The 16628-nt window shown below is 68.7% G+C and carries 16 protein-coding genes; 11 read left to right on the top strand and 5 right to left on the bottom strand.

The genetic code is table 11. The annotated features are described in order from the left end of the window. The first annotated feature begins 18 nt into the window (after nucleotides 1–18). From BMX37_RS10060 to BMX37_RS10030, 7 genes are all read left to right on the top strand, one after another. Nucleotides 19–1608, top strand: coding sequence for a sodium/sugar symporter (locus BMX37_RS10060; RefSeq protein ID WP_093665588.1), 1590 nt, complete (start codon nucleotides 19–21; stop codon nucleotides 1606–1608). Next, nucleotides 1599–2492, top strand: coding sequence for a 2-dehydro-3-deoxygalactonokinase (locus tag BMX37_RS10055; RefSeq protein ID WP_244501516.1), 894 nt, complete (start codon nucleotides 1599–1601; stop codon nucleotides 2490–2492). Before BMX37_RS10060 ends, BMX37_RS10055 begins: the two co-directional genes overlap by 10 nt. Continuing rightward, entirely contained in the window at nucleotides 2489–3130 is a 642-nt protein-coding gene (locus BMX37_RS10050; protein WP_093665587.1) for a 2-dehydro-3-deoxy-6-phosphogalactonate aldolase, read from the top strand. The genes BMX37_RS10055 and BMX37_RS10050 overlap by 4 nt, the downstream gene beginning before the upstream one ends. Nucleotides 3131–3366: 236 nt before the next feature. Further along, nucleotides 3367–4305: a diacylglycerol/lipid kinase family protein gene (locus tag BMX37_RS10045; RefSeq protein ID WP_170841917.1), complete on the top strand. Its 939-nt coding sequence runs from the start codon at nucleotides 3367–3369 to the stop codon at nucleotides 4303–4305. A 24-nt stretch (nucleotides 4306–4329) separates the two neighbouring features. Beyond that, on the top strand, nucleotides 4330–5250 hold the full coding sequence (locus tag BMX37_RS10040; protein WP_093665585.1) for a hypothetical protein: 921 nt from the start codon (nucleotides 4330–4332) through the stop codon (nucleotides 5248–5250). After that, nucleotides 5247–5999 carry a nucleotidyltransferase family protein gene (locus tag BMX37_RS10035; RefSeq protein WP_093665584.1) on the top strand — a complete coding sequence of 251 codons (753 nt, stop codon included), beginning with the start codon at nucleotides 5247–5249 and terminating at the stop codon, nucleotides 5997–5999. The genes BMX37_RS10040 and BMX37_RS10035 overlap by 4 nt, the downstream gene beginning before the upstream one ends. After that, the gene (locus tag BMX37_RS10030; protein WP_093665583.1) at nucleotides 5999–6694 is read left to right on the top strand and encodes an HAD family hydrolase; all 696 of its coding nucleotides are present in this window, start codon (nucleotides 5999–6001) and stop codon (nucleotides 6692–6694) included. Before BMX37_RS10035 ends, BMX37_RS10030 begins: the two co-directional genes overlap by 1 nt. Here the strand turns inward: BMX37_RS10030 and BMX37_RS10025 are convergent. The 3 genes from BMX37_RS10025 to BMX37_RS10015 are packed head-to-tail and all read right to left on the bottom strand — an operon-like array spanning nucleotide 6685 to nucleotide 9493. Then, a complete protein-coding gene (locus BMX37_RS10025) occupies nucleotides 6685–7149 on the bottom strand; it encodes a DUF2141 domain-containing protein (protein WP_093665582.1) in 465 nt (154 codons plus the stop codon). The two genes, BMX37_RS10030 and BMX37_RS10025, sit on opposite strands and share 10 nt — an antisense overlap. 59 nt (nucleotides 7150–7208) lie before the next feature. Then, nucleotides 7209–8357, bottom strand: coding sequence for a hypothetical protein (locus tag BMX37_RS10020; RefSeq protein ID WP_093665581.1), 1149 nt, complete (start codon nucleotides 8355–8357; stop codon nucleotides 7209–7211). Beyond that, the gene (locus tag BMX37_RS10015; RefSeq protein WP_093665580.1) at nucleotides 8354–9493 is read right to left on the bottom strand and encodes a hypothetical protein; all 1140 of its coding nucleotides are present in this window, start codon (nucleotides 9491–9493) and stop codon (nucleotides 8354–8356) included. The genes BMX37_RS10020 and BMX37_RS10015 overlap by 4 nt, the downstream gene beginning before the upstream one ends. Before the next feature lie 42 nt (nucleotides 9494–9535). Between BMX37_RS10015 and BMX37_RS10010 the strand changes: the two genes are divergently transcribed. Further along, complete coding sequence (locus tag BMX37_RS10010) at nucleotides 9536–10867, top strand: lipopolysaccharide biosynthesis protein (RefSeq protein ID WP_093665579.1); 1332 nt, start codon at nucleotides 9536–9538, stop codon at nucleotides 10865–10867. A gap of 15 nt (nucleotides 10868–10882) precedes the next feature. Here BMX37_RS10010 and BMX37_RS10005 read toward each other — a convergent pair whose 3' ends face one another. Beyond that, nucleotides 10883–12121: a multidrug effflux MFS transporter gene (locus BMX37_RS10005; protein WP_093665578.1), complete on the bottom strand. Its 1239-nt coding sequence runs from the start codon at nucleotides 12119–12121 to the stop codon at nucleotides 10883–10885. A 97-nt stretch (nucleotides 12122–12218) separates the two neighbouring features. Here BMX37_RS10005 and BMX37_RS10000 point away from each other — a divergent pair, with 97 nt between their 5' ends. From BMX37_RS10000 to BMX37_RS09990, 3 genes are read left to right on the top strand one after another with little or no spacing between them, the layout of a single operon-like run. Continuing rightward, the gene (locus BMX37_RS10000; protein ID WP_093665577.1) at nucleotides 12219–12794 is read left to right on the top strand and encodes an alpha-ketoglutarate-dependent dioxygenase AlkB; all 576 of its coding nucleotides are present in this window, start codon (nucleotides 12219–12221) and stop codon (nucleotides 12792–12794) included. Next, nucleotides 12791–13273 (top strand): metallophosphoesterase family protein, encoded by a 483-nt coding sequence (locus BMX37_RS09995; protein WP_093665576.1) that lies wholly within the window; start codon nucleotides 12791–12793, stop codon nucleotides 13271–13273. Before BMX37_RS10000 ends, BMX37_RS09995 begins: the two co-directional genes overlap by 4 nt. A 9-nt stretch (nucleotides 13274–13282) precedes the next feature. Beyond that, complete coding sequence (locus tag BMX37_RS09990) at nucleotides 13283–14260, top strand: MBL fold metallo-hydrolase (protein ID WP_093665575.1); 978 nt, start codon at nucleotides 13283–13285, stop codon at nucleotides 14258–14260. 15 nt (nucleotides 14261–14275) lie between these two features. Here the strand turns inward: BMX37_RS09990 and BMX37_RS09985 are convergent, their stop codons facing one another. Then, a complete protein-coding gene (locus BMX37_RS09985; protein ID WP_093665574.1) occupies nucleotides 14276–16507 on the bottom strand; it encodes a beta-glucosidase in 2232 nt (743 codons plus the stop codon). Between the last annotated feature and the right edge of the window lie 121 nt (nucleotides 16508–16628).

Below are 16628 nucleotides of genomic sequence, written 5' to 3'. Positions count from 1 at the left end.
GGGGAGGAACAGACCGACATGACCCTATCGATGATCGACGCCGCCGTCGTGCTGCTGTACGCGATCGGCATATTCGGGCTGGCGCAGTGGGTCAGCCGCGAAAAGGCCGGGCACGCCAAGACCACGTCCGACTATTTCCTGGCGTCCAAGAACCTGCCCTGGTGGGCGATCGGCGCATCGCTGATCGCGGCGAACATCTCCGCCGAACAGATCGTGGGCATGTCGGGATCGGGCTATGCCATCGGCCTGGCCATCGCATCCTATGAGTGGATGGCGGCGCTGACGCTGCTGATCGTGGGCAAGTTCTTCCTGCCCATCTTCCTGCGCAACGAAATCTACACCATGCCGCAGTTCCTGGAGCGGCGGTACGGCCCGCGCATCCGGACGCTGATGGCGCTGTTCTGGCTGGCGCTGTACGTGTTCGTGAACCTGACCAGCATCATCTGGCTGGGATCGATCGCGGTGACCAAGGTGGCCGGCGTCGACCAGACGCTGGCGCTGGTGATCCTGGGCGTGTTCGCGCTGCTGTACCAGATCAAGGGCGGGCTGAAGGCGGTTGCGCTGACCGACATCGTGCAGGTCACGCTGCTGGTGCTGGGTGGCCTCGTCGTCGCGTACCTGACGCTGGACAAGATCAGCGGCGGTGAGGGCGTGACGGCGGGCTGGAGCAAGCTGACGCAGACGATCCCCGACCATTTCCACATGATCCTGAAACAGGGCGATCCGCACTACATGGACCTGCCCGGCTTGTCGGTGCTGATCGGCGGAATGTGGATCGCCAACCTCAGCTATTGGGGGTTCAACCAGTATATCATCCAGCGCGCGCTGGCCGCCAAATCGATTGACGAGGCGCAGAAGGGCGTGCTGTTCGCGGCGTTCCTGAAACTGTTGATGCCGATGATCATCGTGCTGCCGGGCATCGCCGCCGTGCTGCTGGCGCCGGGTCTGGCAAAGCCGGACGAGGCGTATCCGACCATGATGCGGCTTTTGCCGACCGGGCTGCTGGGCTTGGTGTTCGCTGCACTGGTCGCGGCTATCATCGCGTCGACAGCGTCGAAGATCAATTCGATCGCGACCATCTTCACCCTCGACCTTTATGCCAAATTCCGGCCGCAGCCGGCAGAGAATGGCGAGGGTACGATCGGGTCCGAGCGCCATCTGGTGAAGGTAGGGCGTATCACCGCGATCGCGGCGATCGTCATCGCCATTCTGACCGCGCGCCCGCTGGTCGGGTCCAGCGAGCAGGCGTTCCAGTTCATTCAGGAATTCACCGGCTTCTTCACGCCCGGGATCACCGTGATCTTCCTGGTCGGCCTGTTCTGGAAGCGGGCGAACGAAGCGGGTGCGATCACGGCGGCGGTCGCTTCCGTCCTGCTGTCCTACCTGATGAAGGTGGCGGCCCCGACCGTACCGTTCATGAACCGCATGGGGCTGGTGTTCCTGATCGCGCTGGCGCTGTGCGTGCTGGTGTCGCTGGTGACGCCTAGCCGCGCCGGCACGGACACGATCGAGACGGGCGATGTCCGCTATGCGACCCGCACCGGGTTCAATGTCGGTGCGATCGGCGTGATCCTGATCCTGATCGCGCTGTACGCGACATGGTGGTGAGCGACGCGATGCGGATCGGCGAACGCTTTCTTGCGGTCGATTGGGGCACGACCAACCGGCGCGTCTACCTGATCGAGGACGGCGTAGTGATCCGCAGCGAGCGGGACGATCGCGGCGTGAAGGCGGTCGCTGCTGGCGCCTTTCCGGCAGAGGTGGCGACGATCCGCGACAGCTTCGGCGATCTGCCGATGCTGCTGGCCGGCATGGTCGGATCGACCATCGGCTGGCAGGTCGCGCCCTATGTCCCCGCCCCCGCCGGGATGATGGACCTGGCCTGCGCGCTGAGCTGGGTGGACGAGCGCACCGCGATCGTGCCGGGTGTCTCCAGCGTCCAGGGCGGGCGCGGCGACGTAATGCGGGGCGAGGAGGTCCAGTTGCTGGGCGCCGTCGCAGCCGGATTGGCGCCGCCCAACGCGCTGCTGGCGCAACCTGGTACGCACTGCAAATGGGTCAGCATGGAGGACGGGCGCATCGCCGGCTTCACCACCGCGATGACGGGTGAGCTGTTCGCAATGCTGCGCGGCCACTCGATTCTGGCCCCGCAGCTGGGCGGGTCGGTGTCGCCCGGCGATGCGTTCCGCGAGGGCGTCGAGCATGGCAAGCGCCGTGACCTCGCCGCCGACCTGTTCGGCGTCCGTGCCGCGGCGATGCTGAACCTGCGCGACGATGCCGATGCCGCCAGCTATGTCAGCGGGCTGTTGATCGGCAGCGACGTCGCGGCCCGTCTCGCCGACAGCCGGCACGATGCCGTCCACCTGCTGGCCGATCCCGTGCTCGGCGCGCTTTACACCATCGCGATAGAGGCCAACGGCCGCGAGGCGTTCGCCATCGACAGCCATGCCGCCTTTGTCGCGGGAATCGTCCGGATCGGAGCCATGTCATGACCACCCCCTCGCCCCATGTCGCCGCGTTCGACGACGCGTTCGCACGTTGCCCCCTGGTTGCGATCCTTCGCGGGGTCCGCTCGGACGAGGTGGAGGCGATCGGGGATGAGCTGGTCGATGCAGGCTTCACCCTGATCGAGGTGCCGATGAACTCCCCCGACCCGCTGGACAGCGTGGCGCGGCTGGCGCGACGGTTCGCCGGGCGCGCGGTGATCGGCGCCGGAACGGTGCTGCGCGTGCAGGACGTCGCGGCGATGGCGGACGCCGGCGGGACGATGGTCATCTCCCCCAATGCGAACACCGCCGTGATCGCGGCGAGCGCTGAGGCCGGCCTCGCCTCCCTGCCGGGCATCGCGACCCCGACAGAGGCATTCGCCGCACTGGAGGCGGGCGCGACGGCACTGAAGCTCTTTCCGGCAGAAGCGGGCGGCCCGCCTGTGCTGAAGGCGATGCTGGCCGTGCTGCCGCGCGGCACGCGGGTGCTGCCGGTCGGCGGCATAGCGCCCGACACCATGGCGGCATGGCGCGGCGCCGGGGCGGCAGGGTTCGGCCTCGGGTCCGCGCTGTACAAGCCCGGCATGACGGCGGCGGAGGCGGGCCGCAACGCGCGGGCGTTCGTGACCGCACTGAACGGCTGACCACCCTTGGCAGAGCGGTTCGGCACCCCCACATCCCGCTGTGTCGCGGGTCGCCGAGCGCTCGCCGCACCGATTCCGGAACGACGCCGCGGAGAGTTTGTTTTCACTCGGCCATAATTTAGGCGTTGTTTTGCGTTGGGACTGCACCGATGAACATTCTTGTGCGGTCCCGGAGTAACGTCCCGGACCTTCTCCTCCCTCCCTTCCCGGCCGTGGCCCCCACGGACTTCCGGGTCGTGTTTGAGGCGCCGTCGCAGCCGGTCGGCGTGATCCTGAACGGGCGTGCACACCGCAATGCCGGCCTCAGCAATGCGCTGGACGGACTGCCCGCGCATGTCGCCGGCGTCGCACCAGTCAGCCGGCGCGAGATGGACGACGCGCTGGCGCGCTTCGCTGCGCGTGGCGTGGAGACGTTGATCGTCAGCGGCGGTGACGGAACGGTGCGCGACGTGTTGACCGCCGCGGCCATGCATTTCCGCACCATGCCGCGCGTCGCCGTGGTGCCCTCGGGCAAGACAAATGCCCTCGCGATCGACCTTGGCGTGCCGAAGGGCTGGACGCTGGACGATGCGATTCGGGCGGCCGATACGGGCAACACCGTGTCGCGCGCGCCGATCGTGGTGGAGCGGATCGGCCGCCGGGAGCCGGCACTGCGTGGCTTCCTGTTCGGGGCGGGCGCCTTCGTGCGCGCAACCGCGCTGGCGCAGGACACGCACAAGCTGGGCGCGTTCAACGGCCTCGCGGTCGGCCTGACCCTGACCGGTGCGGTGGCGCAGACGCTGTTCGGCGGACGCAACAACAACTGGCGTCGCGGTGATCGCATGCGGATCGAGCTGGCCGATGGCCGCTGTACCGATCGCAACATGTACCTGCTGCTCGGTTCCACGCTGACCCGCCTGCCGCTGGGCATCAAGCCATTCGGTCGGGCACGCGGCGGGCTGAAGCTGCTCGGCGTCGATGCGCCGCCAAAGCTTCTCGCCGCGACCGTTCCGGCGGTGCTCGCCGGGTCGGAGGCACGCTGGATCGAGGCGCGGGGTTATCACCGTGCCGACACGTCCGCGATGCGTCTCCATATCGATTCGGGCTTCGTGCTCGATGGTGAGCGGTATGAGGGCGGCGACATGATGATCCGCGAGGGCGATCCCATCGAGTTCCTCGTTCCCGCGCACGCATGATCCCGGCACGATGATCGTCGGGCGATGATCCTGGATCATGTCCGGCGGGAGCTATCCCAGCCGCTGCCCGCGCAGGTCCGTGAAGCCGCCGCACGTCTGGGGAAGGAGTCGGGCGCGGAGGCGGTGCTGTTCTACGGCTCCGTCCTCCGGTCGGGGCAGTTGGACGACGTGCTGGACTTTTACGTCCTCACGCGGCGAAACGACGGGTCGGTGGTTAGACGAGCCGCATCACGCGCGGTGTGGCCCGATGTAGGCTGGCGCGAGTTGGCGGTGCATGGCCGCACGATCCGGGCTAAGGTCGCGACCATGACCCTGGCCACCTTTCGCCGCGCCGCGTCGGGACGGACGCTGGATACGACGATATGGGCCCGCTTCGCGCAGCCCTGCGCACTGGCGTGGTCCGCCTCTCCCGCCGCGGCCGACATGGCGGTGGACGCAGTGGCGGAGGCGATCCGCACGGCGGCGCGCTTCGCGGCCGCGTTGGGGCCGACACGCGGCACGCCGATCGATTTCTGGCGAGCGCTGTTCGCGGAAACCTATCGCAGTGAGTTGCGGGTAGAGCGGCACGGTCGCGGTGACCAGATCGTCGATCACGCGGCGGATCGTTATGCGGCACTGCTGCCCATGGCGTGGCGCGCCGACGGCCTGCCCTTCCGGGAGGCGGAGGGACAAGTCTCTCCCCAACTCCCGCCGGGCCAGTCGCGGCGGTTGAAGGCGGCATGGGCGCGGCGCCGACGTGCGGGCAAGGCGATCAACATAGCCCGCCTGTTGAAGGCGGCCTTCACCTTCGACGGCGCGACCCGATACGCGCTGTACAAGATCGAGCGGCATACCGGCGTCGCGATCGAGGCGACGCCGTGGCGCGAGCGTCATCCGGTGCTGGCCGCGCCGGGCGTGCTGTGGCGGGTGTTTCGTGCCCGGGCGAGAGCGGACGGCGGGTCTTGAGCTTTTCCGCCCTGGTGCTAGCCGGCTCGCGTGGCGGCGGCGACCCGCTGGCTACTTATGCCGGCGTTCCCGACAAGGCGCTGATCGAAATCGACGGCACCACCATGCTGGCACGCGTGGTGGCCGCCCTGCGTGAGGCGGGTGCGGACCGCATCCATGTCAGCGTGTCGAGCGAGGCGGTGCGGCGACATGCGGAGGCGCTCGGCACCATTCCCCTTCAGGCCGCCGCCGGCCCCAGCGCCAGCACGTGTGAGGGGCTGGCTTATGCCGGCGCGCCGCTGCTGCTCACCACGGCCGACCATGCGCTGCTGAGGCCCGAATGGGTCCGCGAATTCCTGGATCGGGTGCCGGATGCCGATGTCGCCGCGCTGCTGGCGGAACGATCGGTGGTGGAACGCGACGCACCGACCACACGCCGCACCTGGCTGCGCTTTGCCGATGGTCATTGGTCGGGGTGCAACATGTTCTGGCTGGCGACGCCTGCGGCCGACGCCGCGCTGGCCCTGTGGTCGGACGTGGAGCGGGACCGCAAGCGGCCGTGGCGGATCGTCCGGCGTCTCGGGCCCGGCCTGCTGCTGCGATATCTGTCGGGACGGTTGACGCTCGCCGATGCGGTGGCGGCGCTTGGCAGACGTGCGGGCGTAAAGGCGCGGATCGTCGCCAGCCGACATGGATTGGCAGCGGTCGACGTCGACAAACCCGCCGACCTCGACCTCGTGCGCAGCCTGGTGGAGCAGGGTGCAGCGTGATGAGCGCGCCGGTGAAGCTTGCGATCTACGACCTGGACCGGACGATCACGCGGGTGCCGACGTGGAGCCTGTTCCTGCTGTTCGCGTCCCGGCGGATCGCACCCTGGCGGCTCGCGACGGTGCCGCTGCTGGCCCCGGCGGCATTGCTCCGCATGACGGGGGCGATCGGTCGCGACGACCTGAAGCAGGTCATGCACCGGCTGCTATTGGGTCACGCCGTGGCCCCGGAGCGGCTGGAACGCGTAGCGGAGGCGTTCGCGAAGCGGTTCGTGGCACGCGACATCCTGGCGGGCGCGCGCCATCGGATGGCGCGGGATCATGCCGATGGCTGGCGCGTGGTCATCGCGACCGCCGCCCACCGCTTCTACGCGGAGCCGATCGCGAGGCGGCTGGGCGTAGACGATGTGGTCGCGACCGACGCGGCACGCGCGCCGGGCGGCGCGATCCTGTCGACGATCGATGGCGGAAATTGTTACGGATCGGTCAAGCAGGCGATGATCGCGGATTGGCTGGCGCGGCAGGGGATCGCGCGCGAACAGGCGCGCATCCGCTTCTACTCCGACCATGTCTCCGACCGGTACACCTTCGACTGGGTCGACGAGGCGGTCGCGGTCAATGCGCACCCTCCCCTCGCCCGGCTCGCCGCGTCACGCGGGTGGCAAGTGCTCAACTGGCGCAAGGGCCATCAGGGATAGCGCATCTTCATGCGGACCGACGCGCCACCGGCCGGCAGGGTGAAGCGCGCGTCGCTCAGCTTCGGCAGGCCGAACGTGGTCGGCGCATCGTTGCTGAACGCATAGCCTTCCTTCGGCATGAACAGCGTGCGGTTGAAATGCTGGTCGCCATTCTCGTCATGGTAGACCGCGACCTCATACTGCCCCGCCGGCAGCCAGAAACACGCACGCGTCGTCGGCGCGCCGGATGGGACGCGGGCCCGCAACAGCTTCCCACCTTTCGCCAGGAACTTCTTGGGATCGTTGGCATAGATGGTGATCGCCACCTCCCCATGCGCATTGCGCACGTCCGTCACCACGGTCTCCAACCGAACCGCGCCCGCGACACGGTCGCCCGTGCAAGTCTGCGCCGAGGCGACGGACGGCACGGCCAGCAAGGAGGCGAGGACGGCAAGGCTTGGGAAAATGCGTGTCATGCGAGCCCTTTGGCGCCCCTCACCTTAACCGTTGCTGATGCCGGACGATCGATGGGACGTTAGGCGGCGAAGTGATCGACGATGGCATCGGCAGCGCGCCGCGCGGCGGACACGCCGGTCCGCGAGAACGTGCCCGCGAACGCCGCGTCCTGTTGCACCCGGTGACGGGCCGGTTCCGCCACAGCCCGGTCGAGCGCCCCCGGCAGCGCGTCGACCGAGTCGATCACCTGCCCCAGTTCCCAATGCGCGAAATCCGGATCGTCCCGCCATGACAGGCCGCCGGCGTTCAGGAAGATGGCGGGCCGGGGGCGCGCGATCCATTCGTAGATCTGGCTGCTGACATCGCCCAGATAGATGTCGGCCGCGCGGGTGTAGCTCATGTCGCTCAACCGATCGCTCCCCGTGTCGACCAGCATGTGGGGCAGGCCACGCACGCCCGAAGGCACATCCGCGCGCCACCGGACGCCACGATGCTCCATGGAGGCATGGAAGCGGCGCTGGAACAGCATGACGTGCGGGGCGAAGATCAGGTTGAACGCTCGCTGGTCGGCGAACCAGCGCAACAGCTGCGGACCCATGCGGTACCAGGACGACAGGCGCGGGTCGAAATGCGGGTTGTACAACACGGTCGGGCGATCGTTGGCGAAGGGTGAGGGCAGCGCCTGTGCCGGATCCACCGTGTCGAACTTCGGGTAGCCGACCACCGCGCTGCTCTCAGGCGTCACCAGGCCCATTGCGATCATCCGGTCACGCACCTTGTCCCCCGCAAGCAGCACCAGGTCGAAGGAGCGGGCGACGGGAAGGAAGCCGACCGATCGATCGCCGGCCCCGTGCGGTATCCAAACGAACCGCAGCCGATCCAGCCCGAACCGCTCTCGCAGCAGGATGGATGTGGTTTCGGGAACGACCAGCACGTCCAGATCGGCAAAGGCGGACAGGTTGCGCCGCAGAACCGCCAGCCGCCGGAACGGCGACACGAAACGCAGCGCCCGGTCGAGCGCGCCCGCCAGCGCGCCCGGCTCCAGCGCGACGAAGCGCACCCGCGCCGCCGCCGGACCGATCAGCGCGCGCACCTCCCGCTCCTGATCGGGCGTGGAGGACAGGACCACGACCTCCACCCCCGCCTGCCCGGCCAGCGCGGCCGCGACCGGCGCGGTATGGCGCACCTGATGCACCGCGTCGTGATTGTAGAGGAACCCGACCCTCACGCCGTCCGCCCCTGCCCGGCGTCCTTTTCCCGCGCCATGAACGCGACGACCGCCTCGGCCGCACGGTCGGCGGCACCCGGGGACCGGTCGCCCAGCGAGGCGGCGGCGAGCGCCTCCTGACGGGCGCGATACAGATGGTGCCGGGCCGGTGCGGCGCGGATCGCGGCCATGACCTGCGCGGGATCGTCCACCACGTCGCCCAAATGCCAATGCGCGAAGCTGGGATCGTCGCGCCAGTCGATGCCATGGGCGTTCAGGAACACACAGGGACGCGGCTCCACCAGGAACTCGTAAACCTGCGCGCTGACATCGCCGACATAGATGTCCGCCGCCGCGGTGTAGCTCATGTCCACCGACCGGTCGGAACCTGGGTCGACCAGGACGTTGGCGGTACTCCGCGCACGCCAGCGATCGCGCACTGCCTGCGATCGACGGCGGAACATCTTCACATGCGGCGCCACCAGCAGGTTCATGTCCGGCGCGCTCGCGAAGCCGTCGAGCAAAGCCTCCACGAAGCGCGGCCAGGAGGTCAGCTTCGGCTCCTTGTGCGCGTTGTACAGCACCACGGGGCCGGGTCCGAACGGCAACGGCGTCGAGGCGGCGAGGCGCCCGGCGGTTTCCAGCTTCACCATGCCGGTCAGGGCGTAATGGCCAGGACGGATCAGCCCGGCATCCAGCATCCGCTCCGCCTGCTTGAGCCCGGACAACAGCACCAGGTCGAACGTCGCGATGCGGGGGATATAGCCGCGCGCCCGGTCACCCGCGCCGTGCGGCGAGAAGATCAGGCGCGGATGCGCGACGCCCAGGCGACGGAGCGAGGCGGCGCTGTTCTCCACCGCGAAGATCGCGTCGAACTCGTTCAGCTCTGCGCGATTGTCGCGTAGGACCATGTCCTTGAACATGCCCAGCCGCTTCAGCCGCTGCAACCCGGCGGTCAAAGGCGATCGGCGCAGGCGCCGACACTCGGCAACCGGCGCGCGACAGGCCCGACGCACACGTTCCAGATGGTGGGGCGTTTCGGGATCGTTGTAATAGTTCACGACCTGCCAGCCAAAGCGTTCGGCCAGCGCGATGGCGATGGCCGCGCCATGGTAGCATTGATAGGCTTCGGCGATGTAGACAAAGGCGATACGCATTGCCGCCGGTTCTAGTCGGCCCGTCGGGCTGAAGGAAAGCTTTTGACCCTCCTCCCGTCCACCAGCGTGCCGCACAGTCCCTTTGTCCGCGCGCTGCGCAACGTCGGCTGGCTGCTCACCGGCAAGGGTTTCGGCGCGGTGCTGAGCCTGATCTATCTGGCGCTGGCGACCCGCTCGCTGGGCGTGAAGGGGTTCGGCGAGTTCTCGCTGATCCTCGGCACGGGCCAGACGGTGTCGGTGCTGGTGGGATTCCAGACGTGGCAACTGGTGGTGCGGTTCGGCATGAGCCACCTGCAAAATGCCGACGAGCCGGCGCTGGCGCGCCTGATCCGGGCGTGCCTGCTGCTCGATGCGGGGGCGGCCCTGGTCGGATGCGTGCTGGCGGCCCCCACCATCCTGTTGATGCAATGGCGGTTCCAATGGTCCGCCGGCGTGGCGTGGGAGGCGCTGGTCTTCTGCCTCGTGCTGCTGTTGTCGATCCGGTCCACCATGGTCGGCGTGCTGCGCCTGCACGACCGGTTCGCGGCCGGTGCGGTGGCGGATGCGGTGACGCCGCTGGTGCGCTTCGTCGGCGCGCTGGTCGCGGTCTGGGCAGGCGCCGACGTTACCGGGTTCCTGGTCGCATGGGCGGTGGGTGAGGTGCTGACCGCGATCGGGTACTGGTGGAGCGCCCGTCGTTATCTGACGCCCACTCCCGGCCGGTGGAATATGCACCGCGCCATGGCGGAGAATGCCGGATGGTGGCGTTTCGCATGGCAGTCGAACCTGAATTCCACGCTCAACGCGTCCAGCAAGCAGTTGCTGGTGGTCCTGGTCGGCTTCGTCGTCGGCGCGGCGGCGGCCGGCGGGTACCGGCTGGCCAATCAGCTGGCGCAGGCGCTGGTCCGCGTGTCGGAAATGTTCGCGCGCGGCGTGTTTCCGGAGGTCACGCGCGCGCATGGTAGCTCCAATGAGGACCTGTCATCGCTGCGCCGCCTGTCGGTGCGGCTCGCCTTGGGTGCGGGGCTGGTCACCTGCCTGCTGGTGCCCGCGCTGGGGTCGCCCGCGCTGCGCCTGATCGCGGGGCACCGTTATCTCGACGCCTATCCCCTGCTGGTGCTGCTCGGCATGGGCGCGGGGCTAGACATCATGGCAACCGGGTTCGAACCGATCCTGCTGGGGATGGGCCATGCCGACGTGGTGCTGCGCATCCGCGTCCTGGCGGCGGTGCTGATGTTTGCGGCCATCGTGCCACTGATGGCGTGGGCGGGCACGATCGGCGCCGGGGTGGCCGTGCTACTGTCCTCGCTGATCGCGCTGGTGATGCTGGCGCGCGCATCCGGCGGCCGCACCGGCGCCGCCGCCCTGCCGGGGGAACGGGCGCCGGTGCGCTGAGACCGCTCGTGCACCCTATCCCATGCGTGCGGTGAACAGGCGGCCGCCCTCGATCCACAACACCAGCAACAATCCGCCCGCACCGATCGCCAGATAGCCGAACGCCAGCGGAAGGGTCGTGCCGTCATAGGCCTGGCCGATGAAGGAGCCGACCGCCACCGCGCCGATGCTGGTGACGAAACCCTGCACCGACGACGCGGTGCCGGCGATATGGCCGACGGGCTCCATCGCCATGGCTCCGAAATTGGACCCGCACAGGCCGATGCACGTCATGCTGAGCGCCTGGAACAGCATATACGTCCAGAGCGACTCGATGCCCGCCCATTCGACGCCCAGATGCGCGAGGGAGAGCGCGATCAGCGCGATCAGGCCGGTCTGCGAGATGGCGCGGGTACCCAGCCGCTCCACGAGCCGGCTGTTGGCGAAGGACGCGACCCCCATCGAAAAGGCGCACGCCGCGAACAACAGGGTGAACCGCCCGCCCGCGTGGAACGTGTCGGTAAACACCTGCTGCGCCGACGAGACGAAGGCGATGATCCCGCCGAACGTCAGCGACGCCGCGACCGCATAGCCGATCGAGAAACGATTGGTGATCGTCAGGCGATATGCCTCACTCAGCGATGCCAGCGAGATCGGCCGGCGTCGCTCCGGCGCCAGCGTCTCCGGCAGCCGCCACAGCGCCCAGGCGAACACGAACGCCGCAAAGCCGCCCAACGCGTAGAAGACGAACCGCCACGGCCCGATCGTCAGCAGCCCCTGCCCGATGCTGGGCGCCAGGATCGGCACCAGGAAGAAGATCATTTGAGCGACCGACGACACCCGCGCCATCTGGCGTCCCGAATAGCTGTCGCGGATAATCGCCACCGAAAGAACGCGGGTCGATGCGGACATCACCCCCTGCAACACCCGCGCGACGAGCAGCGCCGGAAAGGTCGCGGAGCCCGCGGCGAACACGCTGGCCGCGACGAAGCCGGCAAGCGTGACCAGCAGCACCGGCTTGCGCCCGTAGCGGTCAGCGAGCGGGCCATAGACCAGTTGCCCCAGTCCGAATCCGAATACATAGGCAGTGACGATCCACTGCCGGGCATTGGCGCTCTCGATGCTCAGGTCGCGGCCGATCGCCGGCAGGGCGGGCAGCATCAGGTCGACGCCCAGCGCATTCACCGCCATGATGGACGCGACAAAGGCGACGAACTCGCGGCGGTGGAGCCCCGGCCGGGCCAGTGCCGGGGTATGCGGATGGTGCGACGTCATGCCCCAAGCGCCTAGAGCGCATCGGCCGCGACCGCCAGCGCAAGGATATGGGCGGGCGGCGATGTGGAGGGGCGGCATCGTTCCTATCTTTGCCTGGATGATCCAGCACGACCTCTTTGCCGCACCCGCCGCCGCTCTGCCGCCCGGCCTGATGCGCAGCGACCTGCTGATCGGCGCGGAGGAGCAGCGGATACTGGCGAGCCGTATCGACGCGGAGGCGCTGACACCCTTCCGCTTCCAGGGGTGGCTGGGCAAACGGCTGACCCGCTCCTTCGGCTGGAGCTACGATTTCGATCGCGGGCGGCTGTTGCCGGGCGATCCCCTGCCCGACTGGTTGGTCGCTGTGCGCGATGCGGTCGCCCGCTTCGCCGGCATGGATCCGACGCGGCTGGAGCAGGCGATGCTGATCCGCTACGATCCGGGCGCTGGCATCGGCTGGCACAAGGATCGGCCCGCGTTCGACCATGTCATCGGCCTGTCGCTGGGCGCGGCCTGCGAACTGAGGTTGCGTCGGCGTCGGCCGGGTGGGTTCGATCGCGCGTCCATCCCGCTGACGCCGGGTCATGCCTATCTTCTGAGCGGCGAGGTCCGGCACGGCTGGGAACACAGCATCGCGCCGGTGACGGACACGCGCTGGTCGATCACATTTCGCAGCATGGCGTCCGACAAGTGACCGTCTTCTTCACCGCCGACACGCATTTCGGGGATCATCGCACGCTGAACATCCATCGCCGGCCCTTCAAATCCGTCGCGGACATGGACGCGGCGCTGATTGCCAACTGGAACGCCGTGGTCGGCCATGACGATGAGGTCTGGCATCTGGGCGACGTGGCCCGGCGTGCGGCCGACGTCCCCACCCTGTTGTCCCGGCTGAACGGCCGCAAGCACCTGTTGCGTGGCAACAACGATCCGGACGAGACGCTAGCGGCACCCGGATGGGCCAGCGTCGGGGACTATGCGGAGATCGCGGTCGACGAGCGCCGGCTGGTGCTGTGCCATTACGCCTTTCGCGCGTGGAACGGGCAGCATCGCGGCGCGCTCAACCTGCACGGACACAGCCACGGACGCCTGAAGCCGATGCCCCGCCAGTTCGATGTCGGCGTCGATCCGCGCGCCTTTGCCCCCGTGACGCTGTCCCAACTGATCGGCTAAAGCACCATCATGCCCCGCAATCCCTATTATGCCGGCCCGCCCAGCGACCATTTCGACGGCACGCGGTTCTTCAACACCGGTGCCGACAGCACAGACGCAGGCCTGTTACAGGTGCTGCGCTGGAAGATGGCGGGCGGCGCGGCGCGCTGGCCACGATCCGTTCCCGTCACCCAGGCGAAGCCGGAGGCGCGGGTGGCCGGGATGCGCGTCACCGCGATCGGGCACGCGTCCATGCTGATCCAGATCGCGGGGATGAACATCCTGACCGATCCGGTCTGGTCCGATCGAGCCAGCCCCCTGTCCTTTGCCGGGCCACGCCGCGTGACCGCGCCCGGTGTCGCCTTTGCTGACCTCCCGCCGATCGATGTCGTGCTGTTGAGCCATAATCATTACGATCACCTGGACGTGGCGACGCTGCGGCGGCTTCGGGCCGACCACGACCCGATCATGGCCATGCCGCTCGGCAATGATGCGATCGTGGCGCGGGCGGTTCCTGGCGCGCGGATCGTGGCGGGCGATTGGAACGACCGCCTTGCGCTGGTTGGGGATTGCACGACCACGCTGACCCGGGCGAACCATTGGTCCGCGCGCGGCACACGCGACCGGCGCATGGCGCTATGGTGCGGGCATTACCTGCACACACCGGCGGGCAGCCTGTGGTTCGCCGGCGACAGCGGGTATGGCGATGGCCGCATCTTCACCGACATCGGCCAGCGTCTGGGGCCGCCCGACATGGCGCTCATCCCGATCGGCGCCTATGAGCCACGCTGGTTCATGCGGTCGCAGCACGCCAACCCCGCCGATGCGGTGGCGATCCTGACAGACGTGGGTGCCAGGCGCGCGCTGGGCATCCATTGGGGCACGTTCCAGCTGACCGCCGAGGCGCGCGAGGCGCCGGTCGAGGACCTGGCCGCGGCCTTGGCAGCGGCGGGGATCGCCCCCGAACGCTTCCAGGCGGCGGTGCCGGGCGTCAGCTACGACGGCTGACGCTCCGGCTCACGGTCAATTGGCGGCGGTGGGACGCCAGCCGACCGGCAGGGTGCGTGCGGGCACGCGCACCGTTACCGTCTGCTGAATGTCGGTGGCGGAGGCGGCCAGCATGACGCGATAGGTGCCGCCAGCGATCCGCCATTCGCGTCGCGCCTCGTTCCAGGTCGCGAGCAGGCGCGGGTCCACCGTCACTTCGCCATAGGCGGAGGCGCCGGGTGCCAGCGGCAGCTTCTTCCACCCGCCCAGCCGCTTTGGCGCTTCCCATGCGCTGCCGGCAACCGGCGCGACATAGATCTGCGGCACGGCCTGACCCGCCACCGGGCCGACATTGCTGACGCGGAAGCGGGCGACCACCGTGCCGTTCGCGGCCTGCGCGGTCAAGCCGTCATAGCCGAAGCGGGTGTAGCTGAGCCCGTGGCCGAAGGGGAACAGCGGCCGCGCGCCCTGCGCATCGAACCACTTGTACCCGATCGTCGCCCCTTCGGTATAACGCACGTCGCCGTTGTGCGGCGTTTCGGGATGGGGCAGCTGGTCGAGGCTGGCCGGGAAGGTCGCCGGCAGATGGCCCGATGGATTGACCCGCCCGAACAGTAGGTTGGCGATCGCCTCCCCGCCCGAGGTGCCGGGATACCACGCCTCCAGAATGGCGCCGACCCGGTTTGCCCATGGCATCAGCACGGGACCACCGGTTTCCAGCACCACGGCGGTGCGAGGGTTTGCTGCCGCCACCGCGTCGATCAGCGCGTCCTGATTGGCGTCCAGGCGGAGCGCGGGATCGAAGGACTCGCCCGCCCATTGTGTCGCGAACAGCACGACCACGTCGCTGTCCGCCGCCAGCCGTGCCGCCGCCGCCGGATCGCTGCCGTCGGCAAAACGCACCGTCGCGCCGGGCGCGAGCCGGCGGATGGCGTCCAGCGGCGCGCTGGGGTGATACATGACAGGTCCCGGCCACTCCTTCGGCATCAGCCCAGGCACGCCGTTGCCGCCGACCGGATAGACGAGTGAAGACCCGCCGCCCGCCAGCACGCCCTTGTCGGCATGACCGCCGATCACCGCGATGTGCCGGGTCCCGGATGCGATCGGCAGCAGCGCGTTTTCGTTGCGCAGCAGCACGGCCCCCGCCTCCGCATCGGCGCGGGTCACGTCGGCATGCGCTGCCATGTCGATCCGCTGCTCGGCGACGGGATGATCGAACAGGCCGTGCGCGAACATCGACCGCAGGATGCGCGACGCCATCTCCGTCAGCCGCGTCTCCGGAACGGCGCCGCTCTGCACCGCTGCCCTCAATGGGGCGCCGAAATAGGGTTGATCGTCGAACGGGTTGCCCGATTCCTGCTCCAGCCCCGCATTAGCCGCGCCGACGGTGGAATGCGTCGCGCCCCAGTCGCTCATGACATAGCCCGGCCACTTCCAGTCGCGGCGCAGGACGTCGTTCATTAGGAAACGGTTCTCGCAGGCATAGGTGCCGTTCACCTTGTTGTACGAGCACATCACCGATCCGGGATCGGACCGCTCGATCCCGAACTGAAAGGCGAGCAGGTCCGACACCCGCGCCGCCGCCGGGTCGATCACCGAATTGCCGGCGTTGCGGTCGGTTTCCTGATCGTTGATCGCGTAATGCTTGATCGTGGAAATGATGTGGTTCGACTGGATGCCGCGGATCTGCGCGCCGACCATGGTCCCGGCCAGCAGAGGGTCCTCCCCGGCATATTCGAAATTGCGGCCGTTGCGCGGTTCGCGCAGCAGGTTGACGCCGCCGGCCAGCATGACGTTGAAGCCGGACCGCCGCGCCTCGTCACCGATCATCGCACCGCCACGATAGGCATTGTCCGGGTCCCAGCTGGCCGCGGTGGCGATGCCGGACGGGAGCGAGGTCCGCTCGCGCTTCTTCGGCGCGCCGCCCTGCGTCGCGACGCCGACGCCCGCATCCGTCTGCCATTGTGCCGGGATGCCCAGGCGCGGGATCGGCGGGACATAGCCGGCCGATCCAGGCAAGGCGCCCGCCGGCGCCTTGAACTGTTTGGCCGGGAAGTCGGTCCCGAACCAGCCGAACACCAGCGTCAGCTTCTCGTCGCGCGTCATCTCGCGCACCACCATCGCGGCGCGGGCATCCGGCGACAGCGCGGCGTTCATCCAGGGGTGGGCCGGTCCACTACGCTGGCGAGCACCATGCTGGGCGACGACGGGCCCTGCGGCGGCGGTGGCGAGCAGCAGCGCGGACGCAAGGCTGGCGCGGAACTTCATCGGTCTGGCATCCCCTGGAAAGCGCCCATTTAGAGTTGGATGGGCCGTATATGTCGCCCGAGCCTAGCGGCGGCGCAGGCGGATGGAAAGGCATGCCGCCGACCGCTCCGCCCGCATTTTC

Source organism: Sphingomonas gellani (assembly GCF_900110035.1).
Classification (GTDB): domain Bacteria; phylum Pseudomonadota; class Alphaproteobacteria; order Sphingomonadales; family Sphingomonadaceae; genus Sphingomonas; species Sphingomonas gellani.
Note: the sequence above shows the minus strand (reverse complement) of the source record. Positions and strands in the feature narration are given on the sequence as shown.